General features: G+C 75.3%; 24 protein-coding genes. 13 read left to right on the top strand and 11 right to left on the bottom strand.

Annotated features, from left to right (window positions below; all coding sequences use genetic code 11):
* Positions 1 to 19: 19 nt before the first annotated feature.
* Entirely contained in the window at positions 20 to 463 is a 444-nt protein-coding gene (locus D7I43_RS29395) for a MarR family winged helix-turn-helix transcriptional regulator (protein WP_120331838.1), read from the top strand.
* Between the two features lie 29 nt (positions 464 to 492).
* Here D7I43_RS29395 and D7I43_RS29390 read toward each other — a convergent pair whose 3' ends face one another.
* Positions 493 to 1320, bottom strand: a complete 828-nt coding sequence (locus tag D7I43_RS29390) for an MBL fold metallo-hydrolase (RefSeq protein WP_120331837.1) — start codon at positions 1318 to 1320, stop codon at positions 493 to 495.
* On the bottom strand, positions 1317 to 1718 hold the full coding sequence (locus tag D7I43_RS29385; protein ID WP_120331836.1) for a thioesterase family protein: 402 nt from the start codon (positions 1716 to 1718) through the stop codon (positions 1317 to 1319). The genes D7I43_RS29390 and D7I43_RS29385 overlap by 4 nt, the downstream gene beginning before the upstream one ends.
* A gap of 80 nt (positions 1719 to 1798) precedes the next feature.
* Between D7I43_RS29385 and D7I43_RS29380 the strand changes: the two genes are divergently transcribed.
* On the top strand, positions 1799 to 2872 hold the full coding sequence (locus D7I43_RS29380; protein WP_120331835.1) for a phosphatase PAP2 family protein: 1074 nt from the start codon (positions 1799 to 1801) through the stop codon (positions 2870 to 2872).
* Positions 2873 to 3024: 152 nt separating this feature from the next.
* Here D7I43_RS29380 and D7I43_RS29375 read toward each other — a convergent pair whose 3' ends face one another.
* The 3 genes from D7I43_RS29375 to D7I43_RS29365 form a co-directional block, all read right to left on the bottom strand.
* A complete protein-coding gene (locus D7I43_RS29375; protein WP_120331856.1) occupies positions 3025 to 4377 on the bottom strand; it encodes a PH domain-containing protein in 1353 nt (450 codons plus the stop codon).
* Positions 4378 to 4792: 415 nt separating this feature from the next.
* Complete coding sequence (locus D7I43_RS29370; RefSeq protein WP_120331855.1) at positions 4793 to 5368, bottom strand: PH domain-containing protein; 576 nt, start codon at positions 5366 to 5368, stop codon at positions 4793 to 4795.
* 169 nt (positions 5369 to 5537) lie between these two features.
* A complete protein-coding gene (locus D7I43_RS29365; protein WP_120331834.1) occupies positions 5538 to 5768 on the bottom strand; it encodes a hypothetical protein in 231 nt (76 codons plus the stop codon).
* Between the two features lie 229 nt (positions 5769 to 5997).
* Between D7I43_RS29365 and D7I43_RS29355 the strand changes: the two genes are divergently transcribed.
* From D7I43_RS29355 to D7I43_RS29345, 3 genes are read left to right on the top strand one after another with little or no spacing between them, the layout of a single operon-like run.
* Complete coding sequence (locus D7I43_RS29355; protein ID WP_120331833.1) at positions 5998 to 7104, top strand: AAA family ATPase; 1107 nt, start codon at positions 5998 to 6000, stop codon at positions 7102 to 7104.
* Complete coding sequence (locus tag D7I43_RS29350) at positions 7083 to 8078, top strand: DUF58 domain-containing protein (RefSeq protein WP_120331832.1); 996 nt, start codon at positions 7083 to 7085, stop codon at positions 8076 to 8078. The genes D7I43_RS29355 and D7I43_RS29350 overlap by 22 nt, the downstream gene beginning before the upstream one ends.
* Positions 8075 to 9025, top strand: a complete 951-nt coding sequence (locus tag D7I43_RS29345; protein ID WP_120331831.1) for a VWA domain-containing protein — start codon at positions 8075 to 8077, stop codon at positions 9023 to 9025. The genes D7I43_RS29350 and D7I43_RS29345 overlap by 4 nt, the downstream gene beginning before the upstream one ends.
* A 355-nt stretch (positions 9026 to 9380) precedes the next feature.
* On the opposite strand, the gene D7I43_RS29340 is transcribed toward D7I43_RS29345, so the two are convergent.
* The 4 genes from D7I43_RS29340 to D7I43_RS29325 form a co-directional block, all read right to left on the bottom strand.
* A complete protein-coding gene (locus D7I43_RS29340; RefSeq protein ID WP_120331830.1) occupies positions 9381 to 10547 on the bottom strand; it encodes an acyltransferase family protein in 1167 nt (388 codons plus the stop codon).
* A complete protein-coding gene (locus tag D7I43_RS29335) occupies positions 10544 to 11482 on the bottom strand; it encodes an alpha/beta hydrolase (protein ID WP_120331829.1) in 939 nt (312 codons plus the stop codon). Before D7I43_RS29335 ends, D7I43_RS29340 begins: the two co-directional genes overlap by 4 nt.
* Before the next feature lie 95 nt (positions 11483 to 11577).
* The gene (locus D7I43_RS29330; RefSeq protein WP_120331828.1) at positions 11578 to 12240 is read right to left on the bottom strand and encodes a response regulator; all 663 of its coding nucleotides are present in this window, start codon (positions 12238 to 12240) and stop codon (positions 11578 to 11580) included.
* Complete coding sequence (locus D7I43_RS29325; RefSeq protein WP_120331827.1) at positions 12237 to 13460, bottom strand: sensor histidine kinase; 1224 nt, start codon at positions 13458 to 13460, stop codon at positions 12237 to 12239. Before D7I43_RS29325 ends, D7I43_RS29330 begins: the two co-directional genes overlap by 4 nt.
* Before the next feature lie 149 nt (positions 13461 to 13609).
* On the opposite strand from D7I43_RS29325, the gene fabG reads away from it, so the two are divergent.
* The 4 genes from fabG (at position 13610) to D7I43_RS29305 (ending at position 17068) form a co-directional block, all read left to right on the top strand.
* On the top strand, positions 13610 to 14314 hold the full coding sequence (gene fabG, locus D7I43_RS29320) for a beta-ketoacyl-ACP reductase (RefSeq protein WP_120331826.1): 705 nt from the start codon (positions 13610 to 13612) through the stop codon (positions 14312 to 14314).
* Between the two features lie 35 nt (positions 14315 to 14349).
* A complete protein-coding gene (gene fabI / locus D7I43_RS29315; protein ID WP_120331825.1) occupies positions 14350 to 15117 on the top strand; it encodes an enoyl-ACP reductase FabI in 768 nt (255 codons plus the stop codon).
* Between the two features lie 107 nt (positions 15118 to 15224).
* Complete coding sequence (locus D7I43_RS29310; protein ID WP_120331824.1) at positions 15225 to 16253, top strand: ferrochelatase; 1029 nt, start codon at positions 15225 to 15227, stop codon at positions 16251 to 16253.
* A complete protein-coding gene (locus D7I43_RS29305; RefSeq protein WP_192902300.1) occupies positions 16205 to 17068 on the top strand; it encodes an HAD-IIA family hydrolase in 864 nt (287 codons plus the stop codon). The genes D7I43_RS29310 and D7I43_RS29305 overlap by 49 nt, the downstream gene beginning before the upstream one ends.
* 123 nt (positions 17069 to 17191) lie before the next feature.
* Here D7I43_RS29305 and D7I43_RS29300 read toward each other — a convergent pair whose 3' ends face one another.
* Positions 17192 to 17986, bottom strand: a complete 795-nt coding sequence (locus D7I43_RS29300; protein ID WP_120331853.1) for a hypothetical protein — start codon at positions 17984 to 17986, stop codon at positions 17192 to 17194.
* Positions 17987 to 18247: 261 nt separating this feature from the next.
* On the opposite strand from D7I43_RS29300, the gene D7I43_RS29295 reads away from it, so the two are divergent.
* A complete protein-coding gene (locus D7I43_RS29295) occupies positions 18248 to 19060 on the top strand; it encodes a DUF3097 domain-containing protein (RefSeq protein WP_120331852.1) in 813 nt (270 codons plus the stop codon).
* A gap of 177 nt (positions 19061 to 19237) precedes the next feature.
* Here D7I43_RS29295 and D7I43_RS29290 read toward each other — a convergent pair whose 3' ends face one another.
* A complete protein-coding gene (locus tag D7I43_RS29290; protein ID WP_120331823.1) occupies positions 19238 to 20545 on the bottom strand; it encodes a serine hydrolase domain-containing protein in 1308 nt (435 codons plus the stop codon).
* 253 nt (positions 20546 to 20798) lie between these two features.
* Here D7I43_RS29290 and D7I43_RS29285 point away from each other — a divergent pair, with 253 nt between their 5' ends.
* The 3 genes from D7I43_RS29285 to D7I43_RS29275 all read left to right on the top strand — a co-directional run bounded on the left by D7I43_RS29285 (position 20799) and on the right by D7I43_RS29275 (position 23363).
* Positions 20799 to 21272: an NfeD family protein gene (locus D7I43_RS29285; RefSeq protein WP_120331822.1), complete on the top strand. Its 474-nt coding sequence runs from the start codon at positions 20799 to 20801 to the stop codon at positions 21270 to 21272.
* 5 nt (positions 21273 to 21277) lie between these two features.
* Positions 21278 to 22381 (top strand): SPFH domain-containing protein, encoded by a 1104-nt coding sequence (locus D7I43_RS29280; protein ID WP_120331851.1) that lies wholly within the window; start codon positions 21278 to 21280, stop codon positions 22379 to 22381.
* 178 nt (positions 22382 to 22559) lie between these two features.
* Complete coding sequence (locus tag D7I43_RS29275) at positions 22560 to 23363, top strand: hypothetical protein (RefSeq protein ID WP_120331821.1); 804 nt, start codon at positions 22560 to 22562, stop codon at positions 23361 to 23363.
* Positions 23364 to 23555: the final 192 nt, after the last annotated feature.

The following is a 23555-nucleotide window of genomic DNA, read 5'->3' as shown; positions in this document are numbered from 1 at the left end:
CGGCGATGTGGACGAGGTCATGTCGAGCGAGAGTGTGGCGCGGCTGGGCGCGCTGGTGGGCGACCTGCACCGGCTGCTGCGCCGTTCGGCCGTCCGCCGGGCCCACCGCACCGAGCTGCCCGACGCGCAGGCGGAGCTCATGCTCCTCGTCCGGGCGCACCCGGGCGTGAGCGTCAAGGAGGCCGCGGCGTGCCTGCGGACGGCTCCGAACACCGTGAGCACGCTGGTCCGCGACCTCGTCGACGCCGGGCTGCTCCGGCGCGAGCGGGATCCCGCCGACGGTCGCGTCGCGCGGCTGCACGTCACCGCGGCCGCCCGCGAGCGGATGGCCGACCACGAACGGCACCGCACGGCGCTGCTCGCCGACGCGCTGTCCCGGCTCGACCCGGCCGCCCGCGACGCCGTGACCGCCGCCGTGCCGCACCTGGAGCGACTCACCGCCCTGCTCCGCGAACCCGGGTGACCGGGGGGTCGACGGGCCGGGGCGGCGTCTCAGGTCGCGTCCAGCTCCGCGTAGCCGCGCCGGATCGCGGTCCGCGCCGTACGCGGGCCGAACGGGGCGTCGGCGGCGAGGCGGTCGGGGGCCACCCCGTCGCGGTGCCCGGCCCGGATGAGCGCGGCCAGCTCCGCCAACCGGGCGTGCTGCGCCCGCACGAACCCCGCGTCCACCGGCCTGCCGTGCCCGGGAACCACGACCGTCGCGGGCGTGGTCAGCCGGAGCAGGTCGGCGACCGCGTCCGGCCAGCTCAGCGGGTGGGCGTCGGAGAAGTCGGGCGGCCCGCTCTGCTCGACCAGGTCCCCGGCGACCAGCACGTCGGCGTCCGGCACGTGCACGACGAGGTCGCCGTCGGTGTGCCCCGGTCCCGGATGGCGCAGCAGCACCCGCCGGCCGCCCACGTCCAGCACGGCCTCGGTGCGGACGGAGTGGGTGGGGGCCAGCAGCGCCGTGGCGGCGAGCCCGGGCGCCAGCGCCGGCCAGTGGGCGACCACCTCGGCGTACGCCTCCCGCCGCAGCCGGTCGGGGTGGTCCCGCAGCGCCGCGGTGACCCGCTCGTGGGCGTGGACCGGGCGGGGCGGGTCGGCGGCCAGGACGGCGTTGCCGAAGCAGTGGTCGAAGTGGTGGTGGGTGTTCACGATCGTCCACGGCGCGGCGGTCACCGCCCGGGCGGCGGCCGCCAGCTCGGCGGCCTGCCCGGCGGTGGAGAGCGTGTCCACGAGCAGCGCCGCGCTGTCGCCGACCACCAGCGTGACGTTCACGTCGAGCAGCGGCTCGGTGAGCACGTACACCCGGTCGGTGACCTCGACGAACCGCGGCGTCATGCGGTGGCGGCGCGCTCCACGAAGCGGTGGCGGTCGACGAGCACCCGCTCCACCCGCCCCTCGGCCACGACGTCGTCGCCGTCGGCCACCCGTACCTCGAACAGCAGCCGCCGGCCGTCGACCTTCGCCAGCCGGGCCACGGCCCGGACCGTCCGCCCGATGGAGGTGGGTGCGCGGTGGTCCAGCTCGACCCGGACCCCGACGGTGGTCATGCCGGCCGGCAGGGCCGTCGCGGTGGCGGCGACAGTGGCCGCCTCGGCCAGCGCCAGGACGCGGGGCGTGCCCAGGACCGGCACGTCCCCCGAGCCGATCGCCTGCGCGGTGTCGGCGTCGGTGACGGTCAACTCCACCCGGGCGGTCAGCCCCGGTGTGAACGGGGGATCGGGCTGCTCCTGCATGGCCCACAGCCTAGGTGCTCGACGCCCGGTGGGCCATGTGTCGTCGGTCGATGTCCGGGCCGCCGTTAACCTTGACCGCGATGGCCGTCGTGACTGACCCCCAGCCCCCCGCCCGGACCGACCCGCCGGCACCTCCGGACGGCGGTCGCCGCCGCCTGGCCGCGATGACGATCTGGGGGATCGCGTTCGTGGCCGGTTGGCTCGTCATCGGGCTGCCGACCGACCCGGTGTACGCGTTCATCTGGATCTGGACGGCCACCATCGCCTGGAACTCGTCCCGGCCCTGGCGCAGCCACCTGCGTTTCGGCCGGGACTGGCTGCCGGTGGTGCTCTTCTTCGCCGCGTACAACCTCTCGCGGGGCTTCGCCGACAACGGCGCGACCCCGCACGCCTACGAGCTGGTGGCTGCCGACCGGTTCATGCTCGGGTGGGCGACCGGCGGGCAGGTGCCCACCGTGTGGTTGCAGCAGCACCTCTACCGGCCCGAGGTGCAGTGGTGGGACGTGCTCGTCAGCTGGGTCTACTTCTCGCACTTCGTCGTCACGTTCGCCGCCGCCGCCGTGCTCTGGCTGCGCAACCGGGCGCGCTGGGGCGCGTACATGCGGCGGTGGGGCTTCCTCTGCGCCGCCGGCCTGGCCACCTACTTCCTCTACCCGGCCGCCCCGCCCTGGTGGGCCGCCCAGAACGGGCTCATCGAGGAGGTGGCCCGGATCTCCACGCGGGGGTGGAAGGAGTTCGGCATGCACGGCGCGGGCAACCTGCTCAACGCCGGGCAGATCGCCTCGAACCCGGTCGCCGCCATGCCGTCGCTGCACACCGCGTGGGCCCTCTTCGTGGTGCTGTTCTTCCTGCGGGCCACCCGGCGCCGGTGGTGGCCGCTGCTGCTGGCCTACCCCCTGGCGATGACCTTCACCCTCGTCTACTCCGGCGAGCACTACGTGATCGACGTGCTGGTCGGCTGGGCGTACGTCGGCGTGACCTTCCTGGTGGTCGGCCTCGCCGAACGGTGGTGGGCGGCCCACCGGGCCCGCCGGGCACCGGCGGACGAACCCCCCTCGGCGGCCGGTCGGCCGCTGCCGGCAACCGACGAGCCCGTCGACCAGCCCACGCCCGAGCCGGCCGGGGACCCGACGGCGGTACGCGCCACCGGCTGACCCGGCCGTCGTCGGTCGACGTCGCCGAGACCCGCTGCCGGCGCGCCACCGCTCCGTCCGGCCCGGCGGGCGGCGCGCGTCCGCGCTCAGCCGGCCCGGCGGGCGGCGTGCGTCCGCGCTCAGCCGGCCCGGCGGGCGGCGTGCGTCCGCGCTCAGCCGACCTGGCGGGCGGCGTGCGTCCGCGCGATCAGTTCGGCGGCCAGCCACCACGCCTCGCCGAGGTCGCGCGACTCGGCGGCCGCGCCCGCCCCGCCGGCCGTGTCCACGTGCACGGTGGCCAGCCCGAGCCGCCGCTGGAGCGGGCCCTGCACCACCCGCACGCTCTGGATCCGGGCGTACGGCACGAGGGTGAGCTGCCGGGTGAGCAGCCCGGAGCGTACCGCCACGACCCGTTCGTGCAGGCCCGCGCCGAGCGCGTTCCGCCCGAGGGGGTGCAGCCAGCGTGCCCGGGACGGCGGTGGGGTGAGCCCCACCCCGCTCAGCGGCACCTCGGGCAGCACCTCGGCCACGATCCGCTCGGCGGTGGGCAGGTCGCCGACCGGCAGCAGCCGGTCCGGGCGGTTGCGCTCGTCGCCCTCGCCGACCGAGTAGCCGGCCACCTCCAGTCGCAGCCGCAGCCAGCCCTTCATCCGCCACAGCAGCGGCCAAGTGGCCCGTACGGTCTGCACCCGGTGCAGCGGGACCGTCTGCGCCCGGGTCTCCAGCAGGCCGTTGCGGACGCGTAGCGTGCCGCCGTCGCGGGCCAGCCGGAAGTTCCAGTCGTCGAGCACCCGCCGCACGGGTTGCAGCACCACGCCCGCCATGGCGGTGAGGGTGCTGGCCACCGCGATGAACGACCAGGACCCCTCGGAGAGGAACTGCGCCACCACGAAGGCGACGCCGAACGGCAGCAGGAACGCCTGCGGCGTGAGCAGTTGGCTGACGAGCAGGTCCTCGTTGCGGACCGCGTGCAGCGGCCGGCCGGGCGGCAGCGCCGTGGCCGTCGGTGGCAGCCCGGCCGGGACCGGTGCCGGCCCCGCGGCGGGCGCCTGCGGGGCCACCGGCTGCGCGGCCCGGCCGGCGAGCGCGAGCAGCCGCTCCCGCAGCGCGACCGCGTCGGCCACGCTGAGGTACGCCAGCGGCGCCTCCGTCTTGCCCCCGCCGACCACCTCCAGGCGCAGCTCGGCCAGACCGGTGAGCTGGGCGAGCAGGGGGCGGACCACCTCGACGGCCTGCAACCGCTCCAGCGGGATGGCCCGGGTCCGGCGCCAGAGCAGCCCCTCGTAGACCCGCAGTTCGCGCCCGACCACGTGGTAGCCGGTGTTGTACCAGCTGACGATCGAGAGGACGGTCGCGCCGAGGGCCAGCACGACCACCATGGCGGCGAACCAGCCGAAGCCGACCCGGGACAGCGTCGACCAGGACAGGCCGGCGATCACCACGACCAGCGACTTGGCGCCGTGCAGCGCCGGGCTGAGCGGGTGCAGCCGCTGCCGGGGCTCGCCCGTTTCGCCCGGTGGCGGCAGGCCCGGTGGACCGTACGGCCCGGGCGGGTAGGGCCCGGGAGGGTACGGCCCGGGCGGATGGGCCCCGGGAGCGTGCGGCCCGGGCGGAGCGTAGGCCCCCGGCGGGTAGGCCCCGGGGGCGTACGGCCCGGCCGGGTGGACCCCGGGGGCGTACGGTCCGGGCGGCGGGTAGGACCCGGGAGCGTACGGCCCGGGGCCGGGTGCCTGCGGCCCGGGGCCGTGCGGTGCGGGCGGGTAGGGACCAGGCCCCGCGGCGGGTGGATGCGGCACGGGCTGCGGGGCGCCCGTCTGCGGTGGCGGCGCGGGCGTGTCGCCAGGCGGTGGCCCGGCCGGCGGCACCGGCGGGCGGGTACCCGGCTCGGCCGGGGGGCCGTCGGTCATCGGGCCGGCTCCGCGGTCGCCGGGGACCGGCCGGTCACAGGCCCTCCGCCCGATCCTCGCCGAGCGCGGTGAGCCGGTCGCGCAGCCGGGACGCCTCGGCCGGGCGCAGACCCGGCACCCGGGCGTCGCTGGCCGCCGCGGCGGTGTGCAACTGGACGGTCGCGAGGTCGAACGCGCGCTCCAGCGGCCCGGCGCTCACGTCGACGAACTGCATCCGGGCGTACGGGACGATGGACAGCCGCCGGACCAGCAGCCCGTGGCGGACCAGCAGGTCGTCCTCACGCTCGGCGTACCCCCAGGCGCGCACGGCGCGGACGATCGAGACGGCACGCACGGCACCGGCCAGGAGGACGACGGCGAGGCCCAGCCCGAACAGCCAGTGCCCGCTGAGCGCCCAGCCGATCGCCACCCCGAGGACGACGACCACCAGCACCGCGCCGAGTCGCAGCAGCTCCACCCAGATGAGGTCCCGGGAGATCGGCTGCCAACGGACGGTCTGCGGCCAGGGCTCCAACGGACCGGCCGACGACGGCGGGCCCGCCTGCGGCGGTGACCCGGCCGGTGGGGGCCCGGCCGGTGGGGGCCAGGCCGGTGGGGGCCCGGCCGGCACCCCCGGTCGGCCCTCGAACGGCCCGGGCGTCGCTCCCGGAGCCCCGGACACCAGCGGCGGGCCGGTCGGCGGGGCGGTCTGTTCCGTGGCCGGCGGCGACGGTTGCCCGGCGGCGGACGGCGGCCGGGGGGACTCCGCGGGGCTCACCGGGGCGTTCCGTTTCGCGCGCTCACGCTTCGAGCGTAGGTGATCCGGACAGCGGTGCGACCGCACGCAGGAACCCGCGGGCGTCGAGAAAGTCGCCGAGCGTCTCGCGGTGGACGTCGCACGCCAGCCAGGTCTTGCGCCGGTCGGGGTCGTGCAGCCGGGGATTGTTCCACCGCAGCGCCCAGACCGCCGGTGCCCGGCATCCCTTGGCCGAGCAGATCAGCGGCTCGTCGGCGGGGGAGGGCGTGCTCATCCCGGCAAGTCTAGGGAGAGTGTGAGCGCCGGGCGACCACGGGGGGAGCCGCCCGGCGACGGGTGAATCGTACACACGCCGGGGCCGTTCCTGTCCACCCCGCGTCTGGCGATTCGGTCGGTGCGGACGGCGTGGCGAAAATCGGCTTCTCCCCACCTCGGTACTCAGCCGGGCATGCGAGTCTTGATACGCACCACGCCGCGACAACCGATCATGCTGTGGAGGACCGGTGGCCCAGCCGACCACGCCCGACGCCCCGACGCCGAACGGCGCCGCCCCGCAGACGCCCGCGCCGGTGACCACGCCGGCCGAGGACGCGACCCTCCTGGAACGGGCGCTGTTCGAGATCAAGCGGGTGATCGTCGGGCAGGACCGGATGGTGGAGCGGATGGTCGTCGCGCTCCTCGCGCGCGGCCACTGTCTGCTCGAGGGCGTACCGGGGGTGGCCAAGACCCTGGCGGTGGAGACCCTGGCCAAGGTGGTCGGCGGCAGCTTCGCCCGCGTGCAGTTCACGCCGGACCTGGTGCCCGCCGACATCATGGGCACCCGCATCTACCGGCAGTCCAGCGAGAAGTTCGACGTCGAGCTCGGCCCGGTCTTCGTCAACTTCCTCCTGGCCGACGAGATCAACCGCGCACCGGCCAAGGTGCAGTCGGCGCTGCTCGAGGTGATGAGCGAGCGGCAGGTCTCGATCGGCGGCGAGACCCACCGGGTGCCGGACCCGTTCCTCGTGATGGCCACGCAGAACCCGATCGAGCAGGAGGGCGTCTACCCGCTGCCGGAGGCGCAGCGGGACCGCTTCCTCATGAAGATCGTCGTCGGCTACCCCACCGACGCCGAGGAACGCGAGATCGTCTACCGGATGGGTGTGGCGGCGCCCGAGCCGTCGCCGGTGTTCTCCACGGCCGACCTGGTCGCCCTGCAACGCAAGGCGGACCAGGTGTTCGTGCACAACGCCCTCGTCGACTACGCGGTCCGGCTGGTGCTCGCCACCCGCGCCCCGGCCGAGCACGGCATGCCGGACGTCGCGCAGCTGATCCAGTACGGCGCCAGCCCCCGCGCGTCGCTCGGCCTGGTCCGGGCCACCCGGGCGCTGGCGCTGCTGCGGGGCCGCGACTACGCGCTGCCCCAGGACGTGCAGGACATCGCCCCGGACATCCTGCGGCACCGGCTGGTGCTCAGCTACGACGCGCTCGCCGACGACGTGCCGGCCGACCACGTCGTGCACCGGGTGATGTCGACCATCCCGCTGCCGTCGGTCGCGCCCCGGCAGCAGGCGACACCACCGCCGGTGGCCCCGCCGCCGGGCGCCGGGTGGCCCGGGCAGCTCCCGTGACCTCAGCCACCCCTCGCCCCGCACCCGCCGACCGCTCCGACGCCGTCCTGTCCCGCCTCCAGCTGCTCGTCACCCGGAAGCTGGACGGCCTGCTCCAGGGCGACTACGTGGGGCTGCTCCCCGGCCCCGGCAGCGAGGCGGGGGAGTCGCGCGAGTACCGCCCCGGCGACGACGTACGCCGGATGGACTGGCCGGTGACGGCCCGGACCACCACCCCGCACGTCCGGCGGACGATCGCCGACCGCGAACTGGAGACCTGGCTGGCCGTGGACCTCTCGGCGAGTCTCGACTTCGGCACCGGCCGCTGGCTCAAGCGGGACGTCGTGGTGGCCGCGGCGGCCGCCATCACCCACCTCACGGTGCGCGGCGGCAACCGCGTCGGCGCGGTCATCGGCACGGGTGGGGGCGCCCCACCGGCCGGCCGCCGCCGCGGCGCGCCGCCGGCCGCCGGCCCCGGGGTCCTGACCCGGCTGCCCGCCCGGTCCGGACGGCGGGAGGCCCAGGGGCTGCTCCGCGCCATCGCCGGCACGGAGCTGCGTCCGGGCCGGGGTGACCTGGGGGCGCTGGTCGAGATGCTGAACCGGCCGCCCCGGCGGCGCGGCGTCGCGGTCGTGATCTCCGACTTCCTCGCCCCGCCCGCGCAGTGGGCCCGGCCGTTGCGCAAGCTGCGGGTACGCCACGACGTGCTCGCCGTCGAGGTGGTCGACCCGCGCGAGCTGGAACTGCCCGACGTGGGTGTGCTGCCGGTCGTCGACCCGGAGTCCGGTGAGCTGCACGAGGTGCAGACGGCCGACCCGCGGCTGCGCCGCCGTTACGCCGAGGCGGCCGCCGCCCAGCGCGCGGAGATCTCCGCCGCGCTGCGCGGCGCCGGCGCCGCCCACCTGCGCCTGCGTACCGACCGAGACTGGCTGCTGGACATGGTGCGCTTCGTGGCCGCGCAGCGGCACACCCGCACCCGGGGGACGACACGATGATCCGTTTTCTGCAACCGTGGTGGCTGCTGGCCGTGCTGCCGGTGCTCGCCCTCGCCGCCTTCTACGTGTGGCGACAGCTGCACCGCCGGGCGTACGCGATGCGGTTCACCAACGTGGAGCTGCTGCGCACCCTCGCGCCGAAGGGGCTCGGCTGGCGCCGGCACGTGCCGGCGACCGCGTTCCTGCTGTGCCTGCTCGTGCTCTCCACGGCGCTCGCCCGGCCGGCCGTGGACACCAAGGAGCCGCTGGAACGGGCCACGATCATGCTCGCCATCGACGTGTCCCTGTCCATGCAGGCCGACGACGTGGCGCCGAACCGGCTGGAGGCCGCCCAGGAGGCGGCCAAGCAGTTCGTCGACGAGCTGCCCGAGACCTACAACCTCGGGCTGGTGTCGTTCGCCAAGTCGGCGAACGTGCTGGTGCCGCCGGGCAAGGACCGGTCGGCGGTGACCAGCGCCATCGACGGGCTGGTGCTGGCCGAGGCCACGGCCACCGGCGAGGCGGTCTTCACCTGCCTGGAGGCCATCCGGTCGGTGCCCGCCGACGGCGCGGCCGAGATCCCGCCGGCCCGGATCGTGCTGCTGTCGGACGGCTACCGGACGGCGGGGCGATCGGTGGAGGAGGCGGCCGCCGCCGCGCAGGCGGCCAACGTGCCGGTCTCGACCATCGCGTTCGGCACGGACGCCGGGCAGGTGGACATCGGCGGGCAGCTGCAACGGGTGCCGGTGGACCGGCTGGCCCTGGCGGAGCTGGCCGAGACGACCGAGGGCTACTTCTACGAGGCGGCGTCGGTGAACGAGCTGAAGCAGGTCTACCAGGACATGGGCAGCTCGATCGGGTACCGCACGCAACCGCGCGAGATCACCCAGTGGTACGCGGGTGTCGCGCTGCTGCTCGCGCTCTGCGCCGGCGCGCTCAGCCTGCTCTGGTCGTCGCGGATGCTGTGACGTCCGGCCGCCCTCGCGGCCGGCCGGCGGCGGACGCCCCGGCCGGCCGCGAGCGCGGCGGGTCGCCGGCCGGTCAGTGACCGGCCAGGACGAAGAGAACGGCGACCCAGATGGTGGCGAGGGTGAACCCCAGCGGGGCGAGGTAACGGCTCATGGACGGCTCCGGGTGGCGACTGGACGGCCCGCGGGCAGCGCGGGGCCGTCGGGTGGGTCAGGACGCACACACGAAATCGCGACCGGGCGGCTCCCCGACCGCCCCGACCGGGGCGGCGCGCGACACGATCCCCGACGGACTGCCGGGGGTGTGAATCGTGGGGGAGCGGAGCGGGGTCAGCTCACCTGCTGCAGCCGTGGCTCAGCGGGGCTGACGATCGGCCCGGCCACGACTGGAAGGATCGCTATCTCGCACAGCGATCACCTCCTGCGGTCGGCGGGGCTCGGAACGCGCAACATCGTACACCCGGACGCTCCCGTCCATCCCGGCGGGCACCGTCCGGCGCGTGACCAGCGCCGCCAGCAACAGGAGCAGCAGGGGCAGCCAGCAGACGCGCGCCGCCAGCCACGCCGGGCCGTCCGGCGCGGTGTGCAGGCCGGGCAGCGGCCCCGCGACGCGCGCCGCGAGCGCGGTGACCCCGACGAGCACCGGCTGGTGCCACAGGTAGATCCGCATCGCGTGCCGGTTCACCGCGCCCACCACCCGGGCCGGAACCGGCCGCCGGGTCAGCCGCAGCAGCGCCGGGCGGGCGAGCAGCCCCACCCCGATCTGGGCGGCCGCCAGGGCGACCGCGACGAGCGACGGCGGGTTCAGGTTCGACATGGCGGCACCGGGCACACCCACGGCGCTGGCCGGGTACCCGGCGACGACCAGCGCGGCGAGCGCCACCGCGCCACCGGCGGCGAGCGTCGCCGCCGGGCGGCGTCCGCACAGCCGGCCGTCGGCGTGCGCCAACCCGAGCAGGTAGGGCACCGACCACGCGGCCAGCAGGCTGACCGGCAGCGGGCCGCCGGCCACGTCCGCCACGGCCACCGCGGCGACCGCCGGCGCCGCGCACCACCACGGGCCCCACCGGCGTACGGCGGCGCGCAGCGGCCCGGTCGACGCGATCAGCGCGCCGAGCGGCAGCAGGAACCACAGTGGACTCGCCGCCAGGTCCAGCGCGACCGCGAGGGTGTCGTCCGGTGCGCCGGCCACGGTCGCCGCCAGCAGCAGCGCGGCCCCGGTGCCGAGCAGCGCGACGGTCGGCAGCACCAGCCGGCGCAGCCGGTGGGCGAGCCAACGGCCCGGACCGCCCCGGTGCCGGGCGGCCGAGCGGGCCGAGGCGTACCCGGCCGTGAAGAAGAACAGGCCGAGGGTCTGCAACAGCCAGGTGGCCGGGGCCAGGGCGGGCATCGCGGCGAGCGGGCTGGCCTGCGCGAGCGCCCCGTCGGAGGTGAGCACGAGCCCGGTCACCAGCCAGTGCCCGAGCACCACGCCGGCGACCGCGTACCCGCGCAGCGCGTCGATCGCCGGGTCGCGCCTCACCGGGCCACCCCCGCAGCCGCGAGGACCGCGCCGGCGGCCCCGGTCAGCGGGGTTGCGACCGCCCCGGTGAGCGCGACCGACGCCACGGCGGCCAGCGTGGCGCTGCCCGGCACGAGGTAGCCGTCGTGTCCGCGCGCACCCGTCACGGGCAGGGCCCGGGCGCCGAAGTCCGGGTCGGCGGGGCGCCGGCCGTGCCCGAGGCCGGGCAGCCGGACCGGCGGCACGCGGCGGATCCAGTCGTCCGGCGCCTCCGCCGCCCACACCCGGCGGCCGGCGCCCAGCCCGGCGGCCCGGTCCACGCCCGCCCCGACCCCGCCGAGGGTCACCACGTCGGTCACCTGCGCCGGCGCGTCCACCGCCGCCAGGCCGGCCACGAGCGCGCCGTAGCTGTGCCCGACGAGGGTCACGCGGGCCGACGGGCGGTGCCCCGCCAGGAGGCGCAGCGTCCCGCGCAGCGCGGCGGCGCCCCGGTGGGCGTCGGCCGGACCCGCGGCGGCGAGCACACCGTCCGGCGCGTCGTACCCGAGCCAGGCGAGCACCGCCACCCGCGCCCCCGGGTCGACCGTGCGCGCCGCCTGGTACAGGGCGCGGGCCTGCACCGCCGGCGCGCGGCGGGCGACCCCGCCCAGGCCCCGGTCGAAGTCACGCAGCGTGGCGCCGACCCCGGGCACCAGCACCACGATCCGGTCCGCCGTGGCCAGGTCGCCGAGGACCTCGACGGCACGGCCGTCGCCGTGCGGGTCGAACAGCAGGAACCGTCGCCCCCGCGCGGCCCAGTCCGCGTACGGCGGGCCGGCCGCCCGCATCGCGGCCGCCGTGAGCGGGTACGCGTCGACGTACGCGGCCGCCGCCACCGGCTCCGGCCGGCCGGGCAGGACGAGGCCCGCGCCGAGCAGGACGGCCAGCGCCGTACGGGTGGGTGGGCTCCAGCGCATCGCGATCTCCCTCCAGGTCGAAGGTGGAGAGAGTGCGCCCGGGGCCGGGCCGCGGGCGTCACGCCGGGGAGCGATCCGTGCCCGCTACGCCGGTGCTACTCGCCGGCGGCCACGAGCCCCGTCTCGTACGCCAGCACCACGGCCTGCGCCCGGTCCCGCAGGTGCAGCTTCGCGAGGATCCGGCTGACGTGGGTCTTCACCGTCTGCTCCGCGACTACCAGGTCGGCCGCGATCTCCTGGTTGGACCGGCCCCGCGCGATCAGCCGCAGCACGTCGGTCTCCCGCGGGGTGAGCGCGGCCAGTTCGGTGGGGCGGGGCCGGTGCCGCTCCGGACGGGCCGCGAACTCGGCGATGAGCCGGCGCGTCACGGCGGGGGCGAGCAGGGCGTCCCCCGCCGCCACCACCCGTACGGCGTGCACCAGGTCGGCGGCGGGGGCGTCCTTGAGGAGGAAGCCGCTCGCCCCGGCGCGCAGCGCCTCGTAGACGTAGTCGTCCAGGTCGAAGGTGGTGAGGATGAGGACCCGGGGCCTCGCCGAGGGCCGGTCGCCGAGCAGCTTGCGGGTGGCCGCGAGCCCGTCGAGCACCGGCATCCGGACGTCCATGAGCACCACGTCCGGGTCGAGCTGGCGGGCCGCGGCGACCGCCTGCGCGCCGTCGGCCGCGTCGCCGACCACGACCAGGTCCGGCTGGGCGGCCAGCAGCGCGCCGAAGCCCTGGCGCACCATCGCCTGGTCGTCGGCGATCAGCACCCGGATCATGTGGTCCCGTCCTCTCCGTCGCAGGGCAGCAGCGCCTCCACCGCGTAACCGCCGCCGTCGGTGGGCCCGGCGGTGAACGTACCCCCGAGGGCGACGGCGCGTTCCCGCATGCCGGTCAGGCCGTGCCCGCCGCCGCGCCCCTCCGGGGAGGCGCCGGTGCCGTCGTTGACCACGCGTACGGCCAGGTCGCCGCCCTGGACGCGGACCGTGACCCGCACCGCGGCGCCGGCCGCGTGCCGGGCCGCGTTGGCCAGTCCCTCCTGCACGATCCGGTACGCGGCCAGCCCGACGGGCGCCGGCGGATCGGCCGGCACGTCGCTGTCCAGCGCGACGGTCATGCCGGCCCGGCGGGCCGCCGCCACCAGCTCCGGCAGTTGCGCGAGACCGGGTTGCGGAGTGGTCCGGGCCTGGTCCGACTCGCTCCGCAGCACCCCGAGCAGCCGCCGCATGTCGGTCAGCGCGGCCCGCGCGGAGCCGGCGATGGCCGCGAACTCGGCCTGCGCGGGCGCGGGCACCTCGCCGAGCCGGTACGGGGCGGTCTCGGCCTGGACGGCGATCATCGACATGTGGTGGGCGACCACGTCGTGCAGCTCCCGCGCGATCCGCGTCCGTTCCTCCAGCACCGCCCGCCGGGCCTGCTCCAGCTCGCTGCGCTCGGCCTGCTCGGCGAGGGCCCGCCGGGTGAGCACGTTGCGCCGCACCAGGTCGCCGATGACGAGCAGCACCACGAACAGCAGGGTGATGCCGACCTGGTTCCGCGGCGCCACGAAGATCCATACGGGGAGGAGGCTGAACAACCCGACCCAGGCGAGCACGGCCCGGTCGACCCGCGCGGCCACGGTGACCAGCACGACGAGGATGACCAGGACCTGGGTGGGGCTCCACGGCCAGTCCTCCGTGGGCCGCCGGTTGAACGTCCCGAACAGCTGGCCGACGAACATGATCCGCCAGGCCCACAGCGGTCGGGCGAGCAGGAACGGCAGCGGCGCGACGGTCAGCAGCGCGATCAGCCAGGCGGTGGCGACGGGTAGCTTCCGCGAGTCGAGCAGGAACTGCGCGGTGACGAGGGCCAGCCCGATCAGTGCCAGCAGCCCGACCGTCCGGGCCACGGCGGCCACGCGCGGCCAGCGTCGCAGCGGCGATCCGACCGCGGGGTAGTCCGGTCCGGCCACGACACGGCGCAGGGCGGCCCGCGCGGCGCGGACAGGTGTGCGGTCCATCCCCCGCACACTAGTTCGGCGGGGCGTCGAGGTCGTGCTCCCGCGGGGTGATCCGGTGGCCCGTACCACGGTATGACGTGGGCCTGGTTAGTGATTACCGTGCGGTAGCGCCTAGTCTCCATGCCGCAGCGATCTTTGGAGGAACCACGGTGTCTCGAACAGTGCTGGTTACCGGAGGTAACCGGGGGATCGGCCTGGCCATCGCGCAGGCCTTCGCCAAGCAGGGCGACCGGGTGGCGGTGACCTACCGCAGCGGCGAGGCACCCGAGGGCTTCTTCGGCGTACGGTGCGACGTGACCGACGCCGAGTCCGTGGACGCGGGCTTCGCGGCGATCGAGGCCGAGCTGGGGCCGGTCGAGGTGCTGGTCGCCAACGCCGGCATCACCGAGGACACGCTGCTCATGCGGATGTCGGAGGAGCAGTTCACCCGGGTGCTGGACACGAACCTCACCGGCGCGTTCCGCTGCGCCAAGCGCGCCTCGGCCAAGATGCTCCGCGCCCGGTGGGGCCGGATGATCTTCATCTCCTCGGTGGTCGGCCTCTCCGGCGGCGCCGGCCAGGTCAACTACGCGGCGAGCAAGGCCGGCCTCGTGGGCGTCGCCCGCTCGATCACGCGCGAGCTGGGCACCCGCAACATCACCGCCAACGTGGTCGCGCCCGGCTTCATCGACACCGACATGACCGCCGTGCTGTCCGAGGAGCGCAAGGCGGAGATCCTCAAGTCGATCCCGGCGGGCCGGATGGCCAGCCCGGAGGAGGTCGCCGCGGTGGTCACCTGGCTGGCCGGGGACAGTGCCGGCTACATCTCCGGCGCCGTCATCCCGGTCGACGGCGGCCTGGGCATGGGCCACTGAGCGCATCACCACTCGAAGGACGGAGGAACCCCGGCATGTCCGGACTGCTGGCCGGTAAGCGGCTGCTGGTCACCGGCGTCATCACCGACGCCTCGATCGCCTTCTCGGTGGCGAAGCTCGCCCAGGAGAACGGGGCGCAGGTCGTGCTAACCGGCTACGGGCGCCTCTCCCTGGTGGAGCGGATCGCCAAGCGACTGCCCGAGGCGGCCCCGGTGATCGAGTTGGACGTGACCAACACCGAGCACCTCGCCGGGCTCGCCGACAAGGTACGCGAGCACGTGGACGGCCTGGACGGCGTGGTCCACTCGATCGGCTTCGCCCCGCAGAGCTGCCTCGGCGGCGGGTTCCTCGACGCGCCGTGGGAGGACGTGGCCACCGCCATCCACGTCTCCACGTACTCCTACAAGTCGCTGGCCATGGCGGCGCTGCCCCTCATGTCCGCGGGCGGGGCCGTGGTCGGCCTCACGTTCGACGCCACGAAGGCGTGGCCGGTCTACGACTGGATGGGCGTGGCCAAGGCCGGGCTGGAGTCCGCCTCCCGCTACCTGGCGCTGCACCTCGGCAAGCGCGGCATCCGCAGCAACCTCGTCTCCGCCGGCCCGCTGCGGACGATGGCCGCGAAGTCGATCCCCGGGTTCGAGCAGTTCGAGAACGCCTGGACCGAGCGGGCCCCGCTGGGCTGGAGCCTCACCGACCAGGAGCCGGCGGCCCGGGCCTGCCTGGCGCTGCTCTCCGACTGGTTCCCGGCCACCACCGGCGAGGTCGTGCACGTCGACGGCGGCTACCACGCCCTCGGCGCCTGAGCCGTGGGGAGGGGCTCCCTCGACGCTTCCGCTGGAGCAGGGGCCCCTCACCCCCGCCGTACGGGGGCCTCGCCAGGGTGACCGGGGCCGCGGGGGAGAATGGAGCCATGGCGTACGACGCGGTGGTGCTGTTGGGCTTCGGCGGACCGGAGCGGCCCGAGGACGTGATGCCGTTCCTCCAGAACGTCACCCGGGGCCGTGGCGTGCCGCCCGAGCGGCTGGCCGAGGTCGCCGAGCACTACCAGCACTTCGGCGGCGTGTCGCCGATCAACCAGCAGCACCGTGACCTGCTCGCCGCGATCCGCGCGGACTTCGCCGCGAACGGCCTCGACCTGCCGGTCTACTGGGGCAACCGGAACTGGCACCCGATGCTCGCCGACACGGTGACGCAGATGCGCGACGACGGGGTGACCCGGGCCCTCGCCTTCGTCACCAGCGCGTACGGCGGCTACTCCTCCTGCCGCCAGTACCAGGAGGACATCGCGGCGGCCCGGGCCGCCGTCGGCCCGGACGCCCCGGTGATCGAGAAGCTCCGCCAGTTCTGGGACCACCCCGGGTTCGTCGAGCCGCACGCCGACGCCGTACGGTCCGCGCTCGACCAACTCGACCCCGCGCGGCGGGACACCACCCGGCTGGTCTTCACCGCCCACTCGGTGCCCGTCTCGATGGCCGCCAACGCCGGCCCGCACGGCGGCCGGTACGAGGCGCAACTGCGCGAGACGGCCCGGCTGGTGGCCGCGGCCGCCGCGCCCGACCTGCCGTACGACCTCGTCTGGCAGAGCCGCTCCGGCCCGCCGCAGGTGCCCTGGCTGGAGCCGGACGTCAACGACCACCTGGCCGCGCTGGCCGAGGCGGGCACCACGAGCGTGGTGGTGAGCCCGATCGGGTTCGTCTCCGACCACCTGGAGGTGGTCTGGGACCTGGACACCGAGGCGCGGCAGACCGCCAAGCAGCTCGGGCTCGACTTCGTCCGCGCCGGCACCCCGGGCACCGACCCGCGCTTCGTGGCGATGGTCCGCGAGCTGGTCGCCGAGCGGATCGACCCCGACGGCGCGCGGCTGCGCCGGCGCCTCGGTGAGCTGCCGCTCTGGGACACCTGCCCCGCGGTGTGCTGCGTCCCGGCCCGCCGCCCGTGACACCGACCCGCCCCGACACCGCCCTGGGAGCACCGATGCTTGACCGCAAGCCCGTGCAGAGCTGGCTCACCGACATGGATGGCGTGCTGGTGCACGAGGGACAGCCCGTGCCGGGCGCGCCCGAGTTCGTCAAGAGGCTGCGCGCCTCCGGGAAGCCGTTCCTCGTGCTCACCAACAACTCGATCTACACGCCCCGGGACCTGCAGGCCCGGCTCGCCCGGATGGGGCTGGACGTGCCGGAGGAGGCGATCTGGTCCTCCGCCCTGGCCACCGCCCAGTTCCTCGCCGACCAGCGGCCGGGCGGCACCGCGTACGTCATCGGGGAGGCCGGTCTCACGACGGCGCTGCACGCGGTGGGCTACGTGCTGACCGACTTCGCGCCCGACTACGTGGTGCTGGGGGAGACCCGCACGTACAGCTTCGAGGCGATCACGAAGGCGATCCGCCTCATCAACGACGGGGCGAGGTTCATCTGCACCAACCCGGACGTCACCGGCCCGTCGGTCGAGGGCGCGCTGCCGGCCGCCGGCTCGGTCGCCGCGATGATCTCGAAGGCGACCGGCATCGAGCCGTACTTCGTGGGCAAGCCGAACCCGATGATGATGCGGTCGGCGCTGAACACGATCAACGCGCACTCCGAGAGCACCGCCATGATCGGCGACCGGATGGACACCGACATCCTGTGCGGACTGGAGGCGGGGCTGGAGACCATCCTCGTGCTCACCGGCATCAGCACCCGTGCCGAGGCCGAGCGCTACCCGTACCGCCCGTCGCGCATCGTCGAGTCGGTGGCCGACCTGATCGACGAGATCTGACCGGCGCTCCGCTCCCGCCGATCGTGCCGGTGGGTGTGCCGTCCCGTTCTGCGGCTCGCTGAGATGCCGGCGGCGCGGGGCCCGCGACTGGGACGGGGCCCCGACGGGCGCGGGCCAGCGACGTCAGGGGCGTAGCGGGGCGTTGCAGGCGGCGACCAGGGCCTGCCGGCACGCGGTGGTCAGCGGGCGCAGCGCCGCGTCACGCTGCTGTGCCTCGTAGTTGTTGATGGCGCCACCCGGTGCGGCGTGCCCCGCGAGGGCCAGCACCCGGTCGAGGACGGCGGCCCGGGCGAAGAGCCGGCGGGCCCGCGGGTCGAAGCCGGGCGGCAGGTCGGTGGTGCCGTCCGGGCGGCGCAGCGCCTCCAGCGCGCCGGCCAGCTCGGGCCGCCACTGGGCGACGTCGAGGCGGGTCAGCGCGGCGGTCGTCTCGGCCAGCGCGGCGGCCAGCTCCGCCTCCGCCTCGGCGGCGCCGGGCAGGACGAGCGACGCGGCGGGCGCGTCGGCGGGCAGCGGGTAGACCCGCCAGAGCACCGTCTCGAACGTGTCCCCGGAGCCGGAGGTGTGCGTGCGCACCTGCGGGATCAGCCCCAGGGAGCCGGCCACCACCGCCTCGCCGACGTCCAGCGCCGCGCCGGCGAAGTCGCCGGGCCCCGGCAGCCCGCGCGGGTCGCCGGGCGCGGGCAGCACCAGGCGGATCTCGTCGGGCGAGAGCTTGGCCAGGACGGGCAGCGCCTCGCCCAGCGGGACGTCGGTCCAGGTGCCGGGGGCGTCGGCGACCAGGTGCTCCTCGTCACCGGCGATCGCGTCGGCGACCTCGTCGAAGGGCACCAGCCCGGCGCGCCACGCGCGTACCCAGGCAACGAACCGGCTCGACCGGCGGGGCGCCAGCGTCGCCGCGCCCGTTGCGGGGGTGGACATGCCGAAAGGGTACGTGGTCACCACCGGCTGTGTCTCGACTGCCGGCGCGGCGGCGTCGCCTGCCCCGGACTGCCCGCTTCGCCGCCTCCGTACCCGCCCGCCGTTTCTCGTCGATCATGGACTTGTGGTGGGCGGTCGGTCCTGGTTCGCCCTGTTCGTCCGGCACGACAACCGCATGATCGGCGCGGGTCGGTGGCCCCGGGCGGGATCGGACGGCGCGTCGGCGTGTCGCGGGTCGGGGCGGCCGTTAGCGTGATCCACATGGCGCGGCGGTACGAGAGCGACGTGTTGGCGGGGGACTGGCGGCGGCGCAGGGTCGTACCGGAGGTCGACGCCGAGCCCGACCTGGTGGTCGAGGACGCCGACTCCGGGTTCTGCGGCGCGGTGGTGGGCTTCGAGTCCGGCGCGGTCGTCCTGGAGGACCGGCACGGCAGGCGCCGCAACTTCCCGCTGCTGCCGGCCGCGTTCCTGCTGGACGGGCAGCCGGTGACGCTGCGCCGCCCCGTCCGCGCCCCGGCGCCGGAGCCCCGCCGCCGGACCGCCTCCGGCTCGATCGCCGTGGACGGCGTGAAGGCGCAGGTCGCCAAGGCGAGCCGGATCTGGGTGGAGGGCGTGCACGACGCCGCCCTGGTCGAGCGGATCTGGGGCGACGACCTGCGGATCGAGGGCGTCGTGGTGGAGCCGCTGGACGGCATCGACCGCCTTGACGCCGAGGTGCGCGCGTTCGCTCCCGGGCCGGGCCGGCGGCTCGGCGTACTCGTCGACCACCTCGTGCCGGGCAGCAAGGAGAGCCGGATCGTGGCGACGGTGACGTCGCCGCACGTGCTGGTGACCGGGCACCCGTACGTCGACGTGTGGCAGGCGGTCAAACCCGCCGCCATCGGCATCGCGGCCTGGCCGGTGGTGCCCCCGGGGCGGCCGTGGAAGGAGGGCGTGTGCGCGGCGCTCGGCGTGGCCGATCCCGCCGACCTGTGGCGCCACATCCTGTCCCGGGTGAAGAGCTACACCGACGTGGAGACGCCGCTCATCAACGCGATGGAGCGCCTGATCGACTTCGTGACCGACCCCTCCTGACCCCGCCCCCGCGCCCGTGCCCCCCGCGCTCACCCCGCCCTGCCCCCCGCGATCTTGCACTTTCTGCCCCGGCAAAAGCCGCGAAACGGGACAAGTTAGGGGCCGAAAGTGCAAGATCGCGGGGATGGGGGGGGGCGGGGGCGGGAGCGCGCGGGCGCGGGAGCGCGCGCGGGCGGGTCAGGGCTCCTCGTCGGGGTGGCGGGTGAAGACGAACGTCGCGATGTCGAGCGCCGTCACCGCACCGGTCGCGTCGCGCAGCACCGAGAGGATCTCGCCGTTCTCCGGGCCGGAGCAGCCCCGCCAGCGGTCCGTCCCCTCCGGGACGAAGCGGTTGAGCCGCTCGCCACGCATCAGGGCCACGAGTTCGCCGGCGGCCGCGTCCCAGCTCACGTCGAGGGGTACGCCCATCCACCACCAGCGGCCCGCCACCTCGGTCACCCCGGCGGGCGGCGCGGCGTCGGCCGGCCGCCAGGGCCGGGGCAGTGGCGGTTCCGCGTCGAGCACCGCGGTGAGGATCCGCCGGCCGAGGCTGCCGATCCCGAAGCCGTACGCGTTGGCGAAGCCCACCACGGCCGTACGGCTGCGCCGGTGCACGGCCAGGGCGGCCACGTACCCGGGCATCGAGCCGCCGTGCCCCACGTACACCCGGTCGCCGTCGCGGTAGAGCTCCAGCCCCAGTCCGTGCCCGTCGGTCCACGAGTCGAGGTCGTTCATGACGACCGGCGCGCACATCTCGGTGAGCGTGCCGGGGGCGAGCACGCCCGGCGCCGGGTCGGCCAGGAACGCCGCCCAGCGGGCCAGGTCCTCGATCGTCGACCAGAGCTGCCCGGCGGGGGCCATCGCCCCGGTGTCGGTCCGCGGTTCCTCGCGCAGCGTGCCGTGCCACGGGTGCACCACGTACCCGCGGGCGAACGGCTCGGTGGCCGCGTACGTGGTGCGGTGCATGCCCAGGGGTTCGAGGATCCGCTCCCGCAGGAGCCGCGCCCAGGGCGTGCCGGTGATCCGTTCCAGCACGCCTCCGAGCAGCCCGTACGCGAGGTTCGAGTAGTGGTACGAGCGGTGCGCCGGGTAGGCGATCTTCGCGGCGCTCACCCCGCTCAGCAGCGTGGCGAGGTCGGCGCCCTCGGCCCGCTCCCACCACTGGCCCTCCGGTTCCCGTTGCAGGCCGCTCGCGTGGCCCAGCAACTGGCGCAGGGTGACCGCGCCGACGCCGGTGCCGGGCAGGTGCTTCTCCAGCGGGTCGTCCAGGGCGAGCCGGCCGGCGTCGCGCTCCTGCATCACCAGCGTGGCGGTCATCGTCTTGCTGATCGAGCCGATGCGGTACTGGAGGTCGGCGTCCGGTCGCGGGTGCTCGCCCGCGGTGGCCAGGTGCGCCAGCCGGCCGTCGCGGACCACGGCCATCACCAGTGACGGCGTACGCCCCGCGGCCTGGGCCTCGGCGACGAGGACATCGACGTGACGGGCGGTGCCGGGCAGCAGGGACACGGCTTCTCCTTGGCTCACGGGGGTGGGTCGGCGACCCTCTCGGGTCGTCGGGCGGGCGCCCGGCCCCTCGGCCCGGCCGGGCGCGAGCGCCGGCCGGGCCCTCGGGGGCTCGTCCGGCGCGCGTCACCGGGCCCTCGGGGGCTCGTCCGGCGCGCGCGCCACCGGGCCCTCGCGGGCCGTCCGACGCGGGCGCCGCCGAGCTTACTGATCATCGCGGGGAGACGCGCGTGCATTCGCGTGTCACGATCGTTACGTGGACGCCGTGCTGTGGATCGTGCTGGGTGTGGTGCTGGCGGTCGCCGAGATCTTCACGACGACCCTGTTCCTGATCATGTTCGCGGCCGGCGCGTTCGCCGCCGCGGGAGCCGCGGCCCTCGGTGCGCCGACGGCCGTGCAGGCACTGGTGTTCGCGGCGGTGTCGGCGCTGACCGTGGCCGTGGTCCGGCCGGTCATCCAGCGGCACCGGCTCTCGGCGCTGGAGAGCGGCGAGCAGCCCTTCGGGGTGGAGGCGATAGAGGGTGCCACCGCGCTGGTGCTGGAACGGGTGGACGCCGACCACGGCCTCGTCAAGATCGATGGTGAGATGTGGAGTGCCCGACCGTACGACGCCACGCAGTCGTACGACCCGGGTCAGCGGGTGCGGGTCATAAAGGTCCGGGGCGCGACGGCCCTGGTGTGGCAGGACGAGGTGTCGTCCACCGGCGAACTGCCGGAAGCGAGAGGGTGAAGCTGATGACAGCGATAACGGTGCTGGTGATCGCCGTGGCGTTGATCGCCGTGGTGACGCTGGCCAAGGCGGTGCGCATCGTGCCGCAGCAGCGCCAGGACGTGGTGGAGCGGCTGGGTAAGTACAAGCGCACCCTCAACCCGGGGCTCAACCTGCTGGTGCCGTTCATCGACGCGGTGCGCACCAAGGTCGACATGCGTGAGCAGGTGGTCAGCTTCCCGCCCCAGCCGGTGATCACCTCGGACAACCTGGTCGTGTCGATCGACACGGTGCTCTACTTCAAGGTCGTCGACTCCGTCCGGGCCACGTACGAGATCTCGAACTTCCTCCAGGCCATCGAGCAGCTGACCGTCACCACGCTGCGTAACGTGATCGGCTCGCTCGACCTGGAGCGGGCGCTCACCAGCCGCGAGGAGATCAACCGGCACCTCTCCGGCGTGCTGGACGAGACGACCGGCCGGTGGGGCATCAAGGTGACCCGGGTCGAGATCAAGGCCATCGAGCCGCCGCCGAGCATCCGCGACTCGATGGAGAAGCAGATGCGCGCCGAGCGGGACCGCCGCGCCGCGATCCTCAACGCCGAGGGTCTCAAGCAGTCGCAGATCCTCACGGCCGAGGGTGAGAAGCAGGCCGCCGTGCTCCGCGCCGACGGTGACCGGCAGGCCCGGATCCTGCAGGCCGAGGGTCAGGCGAAGGCCATCCGTACCGTCTTCGACGCGATCCACCAGGCCAACCCGAGCCAGAAGGTGCTCGCCTACCAGTACCTCCAGGCGCTGCCGCAGATCGCCAACGGCTCCGCCAACAAGGTCTGGATCGTGCCGGCCGAGCTGACCAAGGCCCTGGAGGGCATGGGCGGCGCGCTGGGTGGCCTGGCCGGCATGGTCGGCGACGCGCCGACGCCGGAGGCCAGCAAGGGCGCGGGCGAGGTCGAGCGCGAGGCCGCGGAGGCCGCTCAGGCCGCCGCCAGCGCCGCCCAGGAGATCCACGACGAGGTACGCGTCGCCGAGGCGCAGGCCACCGGCGGTACGCCGCAGGGGCTGCCCGCGCCGGAGCCGGTCTCCCCGGCGAGCCTCGTGAACGACCCGGCCGACCAGCGCGAACGCGGCTGACCTCCGGGGTGCCGGGCGCCGGCTGACCAGGTCGGCGCCCGGACCGGCCCACGGTAAATGCGAAAACGACTCATGGGGCGCTCCGGTGCCTGCCACCATCGGTCCGAGGACGGGTGGTGACCAGGCATCGGGGCGCCCCGGCGCGTCCCGCACCGCTCGTGGAGGAGCGAGGTGGCGCATGAAGGATCCGGCGAAGCGCATATGGTCCTCGGAACCGGTGCAGGGCGCGCACGACCCGACCGGCCCGCTCGGCACCCGGCGTACGGGCGGGGGATTCGGGGTGCTGCCCTTCGTCGGTGAACCGACCCCCGGCGCGCCGGCGACGAACGCCAGCTGGGCCTGGTCGGTGCGGCGGCTCGCCCGGGCGGCGGTGTGGCTGCTTCCCGCGTACGCCATCTGCTACGGCGCGGTGGCGATGGCGAGCGACGGCGGGGTCGGCAACGACCCGTACCCGGCCGACGGCCGGCCGCTCTACCTGGTGGGCTGGGTGGCGGCGGTCTGGCTGGGCCTGCTCGCGCTGCTGGCGCTCACCGGGCTGCTCGCCGCGACCCGCAGCCGCCGGGCCGCGGCGGCCGGGCTGCTCGTGAGCATCGCCGGCACCGTGCTGATGCTGCCCTTCGCCGGCTTCGAGGAGCAGACGCCGGTCTTCGGCACCACGGCCCGGACGCTCGTGCTGGTCGGCGCGACCTGCTACAGCGTCGGTTGGCTCCTCACCGGTTGGGCCGTGGCCCGCTCGGGTGCCTTCAGCATGGGCGACGGGGTCATGCTGATGATCGCGGCGCCGCTGCTCGGGCTCGGCGGCGCGCTGGTCGGCTCGCTGCAGACCTTCGGTGCGATCTTCGTGCTGATCGCGGGGATCGGCATCGGCTACCGCTCGGGCCGGCTCGTGCCCCGCGAGATCGTCCGGGACGCGGCCTCGGCGAGCGTCGCCACCGCCGCCCCGCCGGCCGCCCCCGGCGGCGGCCCCCTGTCCCCGGCCTGACCCACCCGACCGCGGCCCCCGCGCTCGTGGCGCGTCGATCATGAGGTTGGCGGGCGATTCGATCTGGTGGTTTCTAGGCTTCAGTGCAACTGATCTTGGTTGGGTTGGGGGTGCTGGTGGCGAGGCCGGGTGTGTTGACGTTCGGGCATCGGCAGGTGTTGGAGCATCTGTGGGGTTCAGGGCGGACGATTA

It is taken from the genome of Micromonospora globbae, assembly GCF_003610785.1.
Classification (GTDB): Bacteria; Actinomycetota; Actinomycetes; order Mycobacteriales; family Micromonosporaceae; genus Micromonospora; species Micromonospora globbae.
This window is presented reverse-complemented; position numbering and strand designations above follow the sequence as displayed.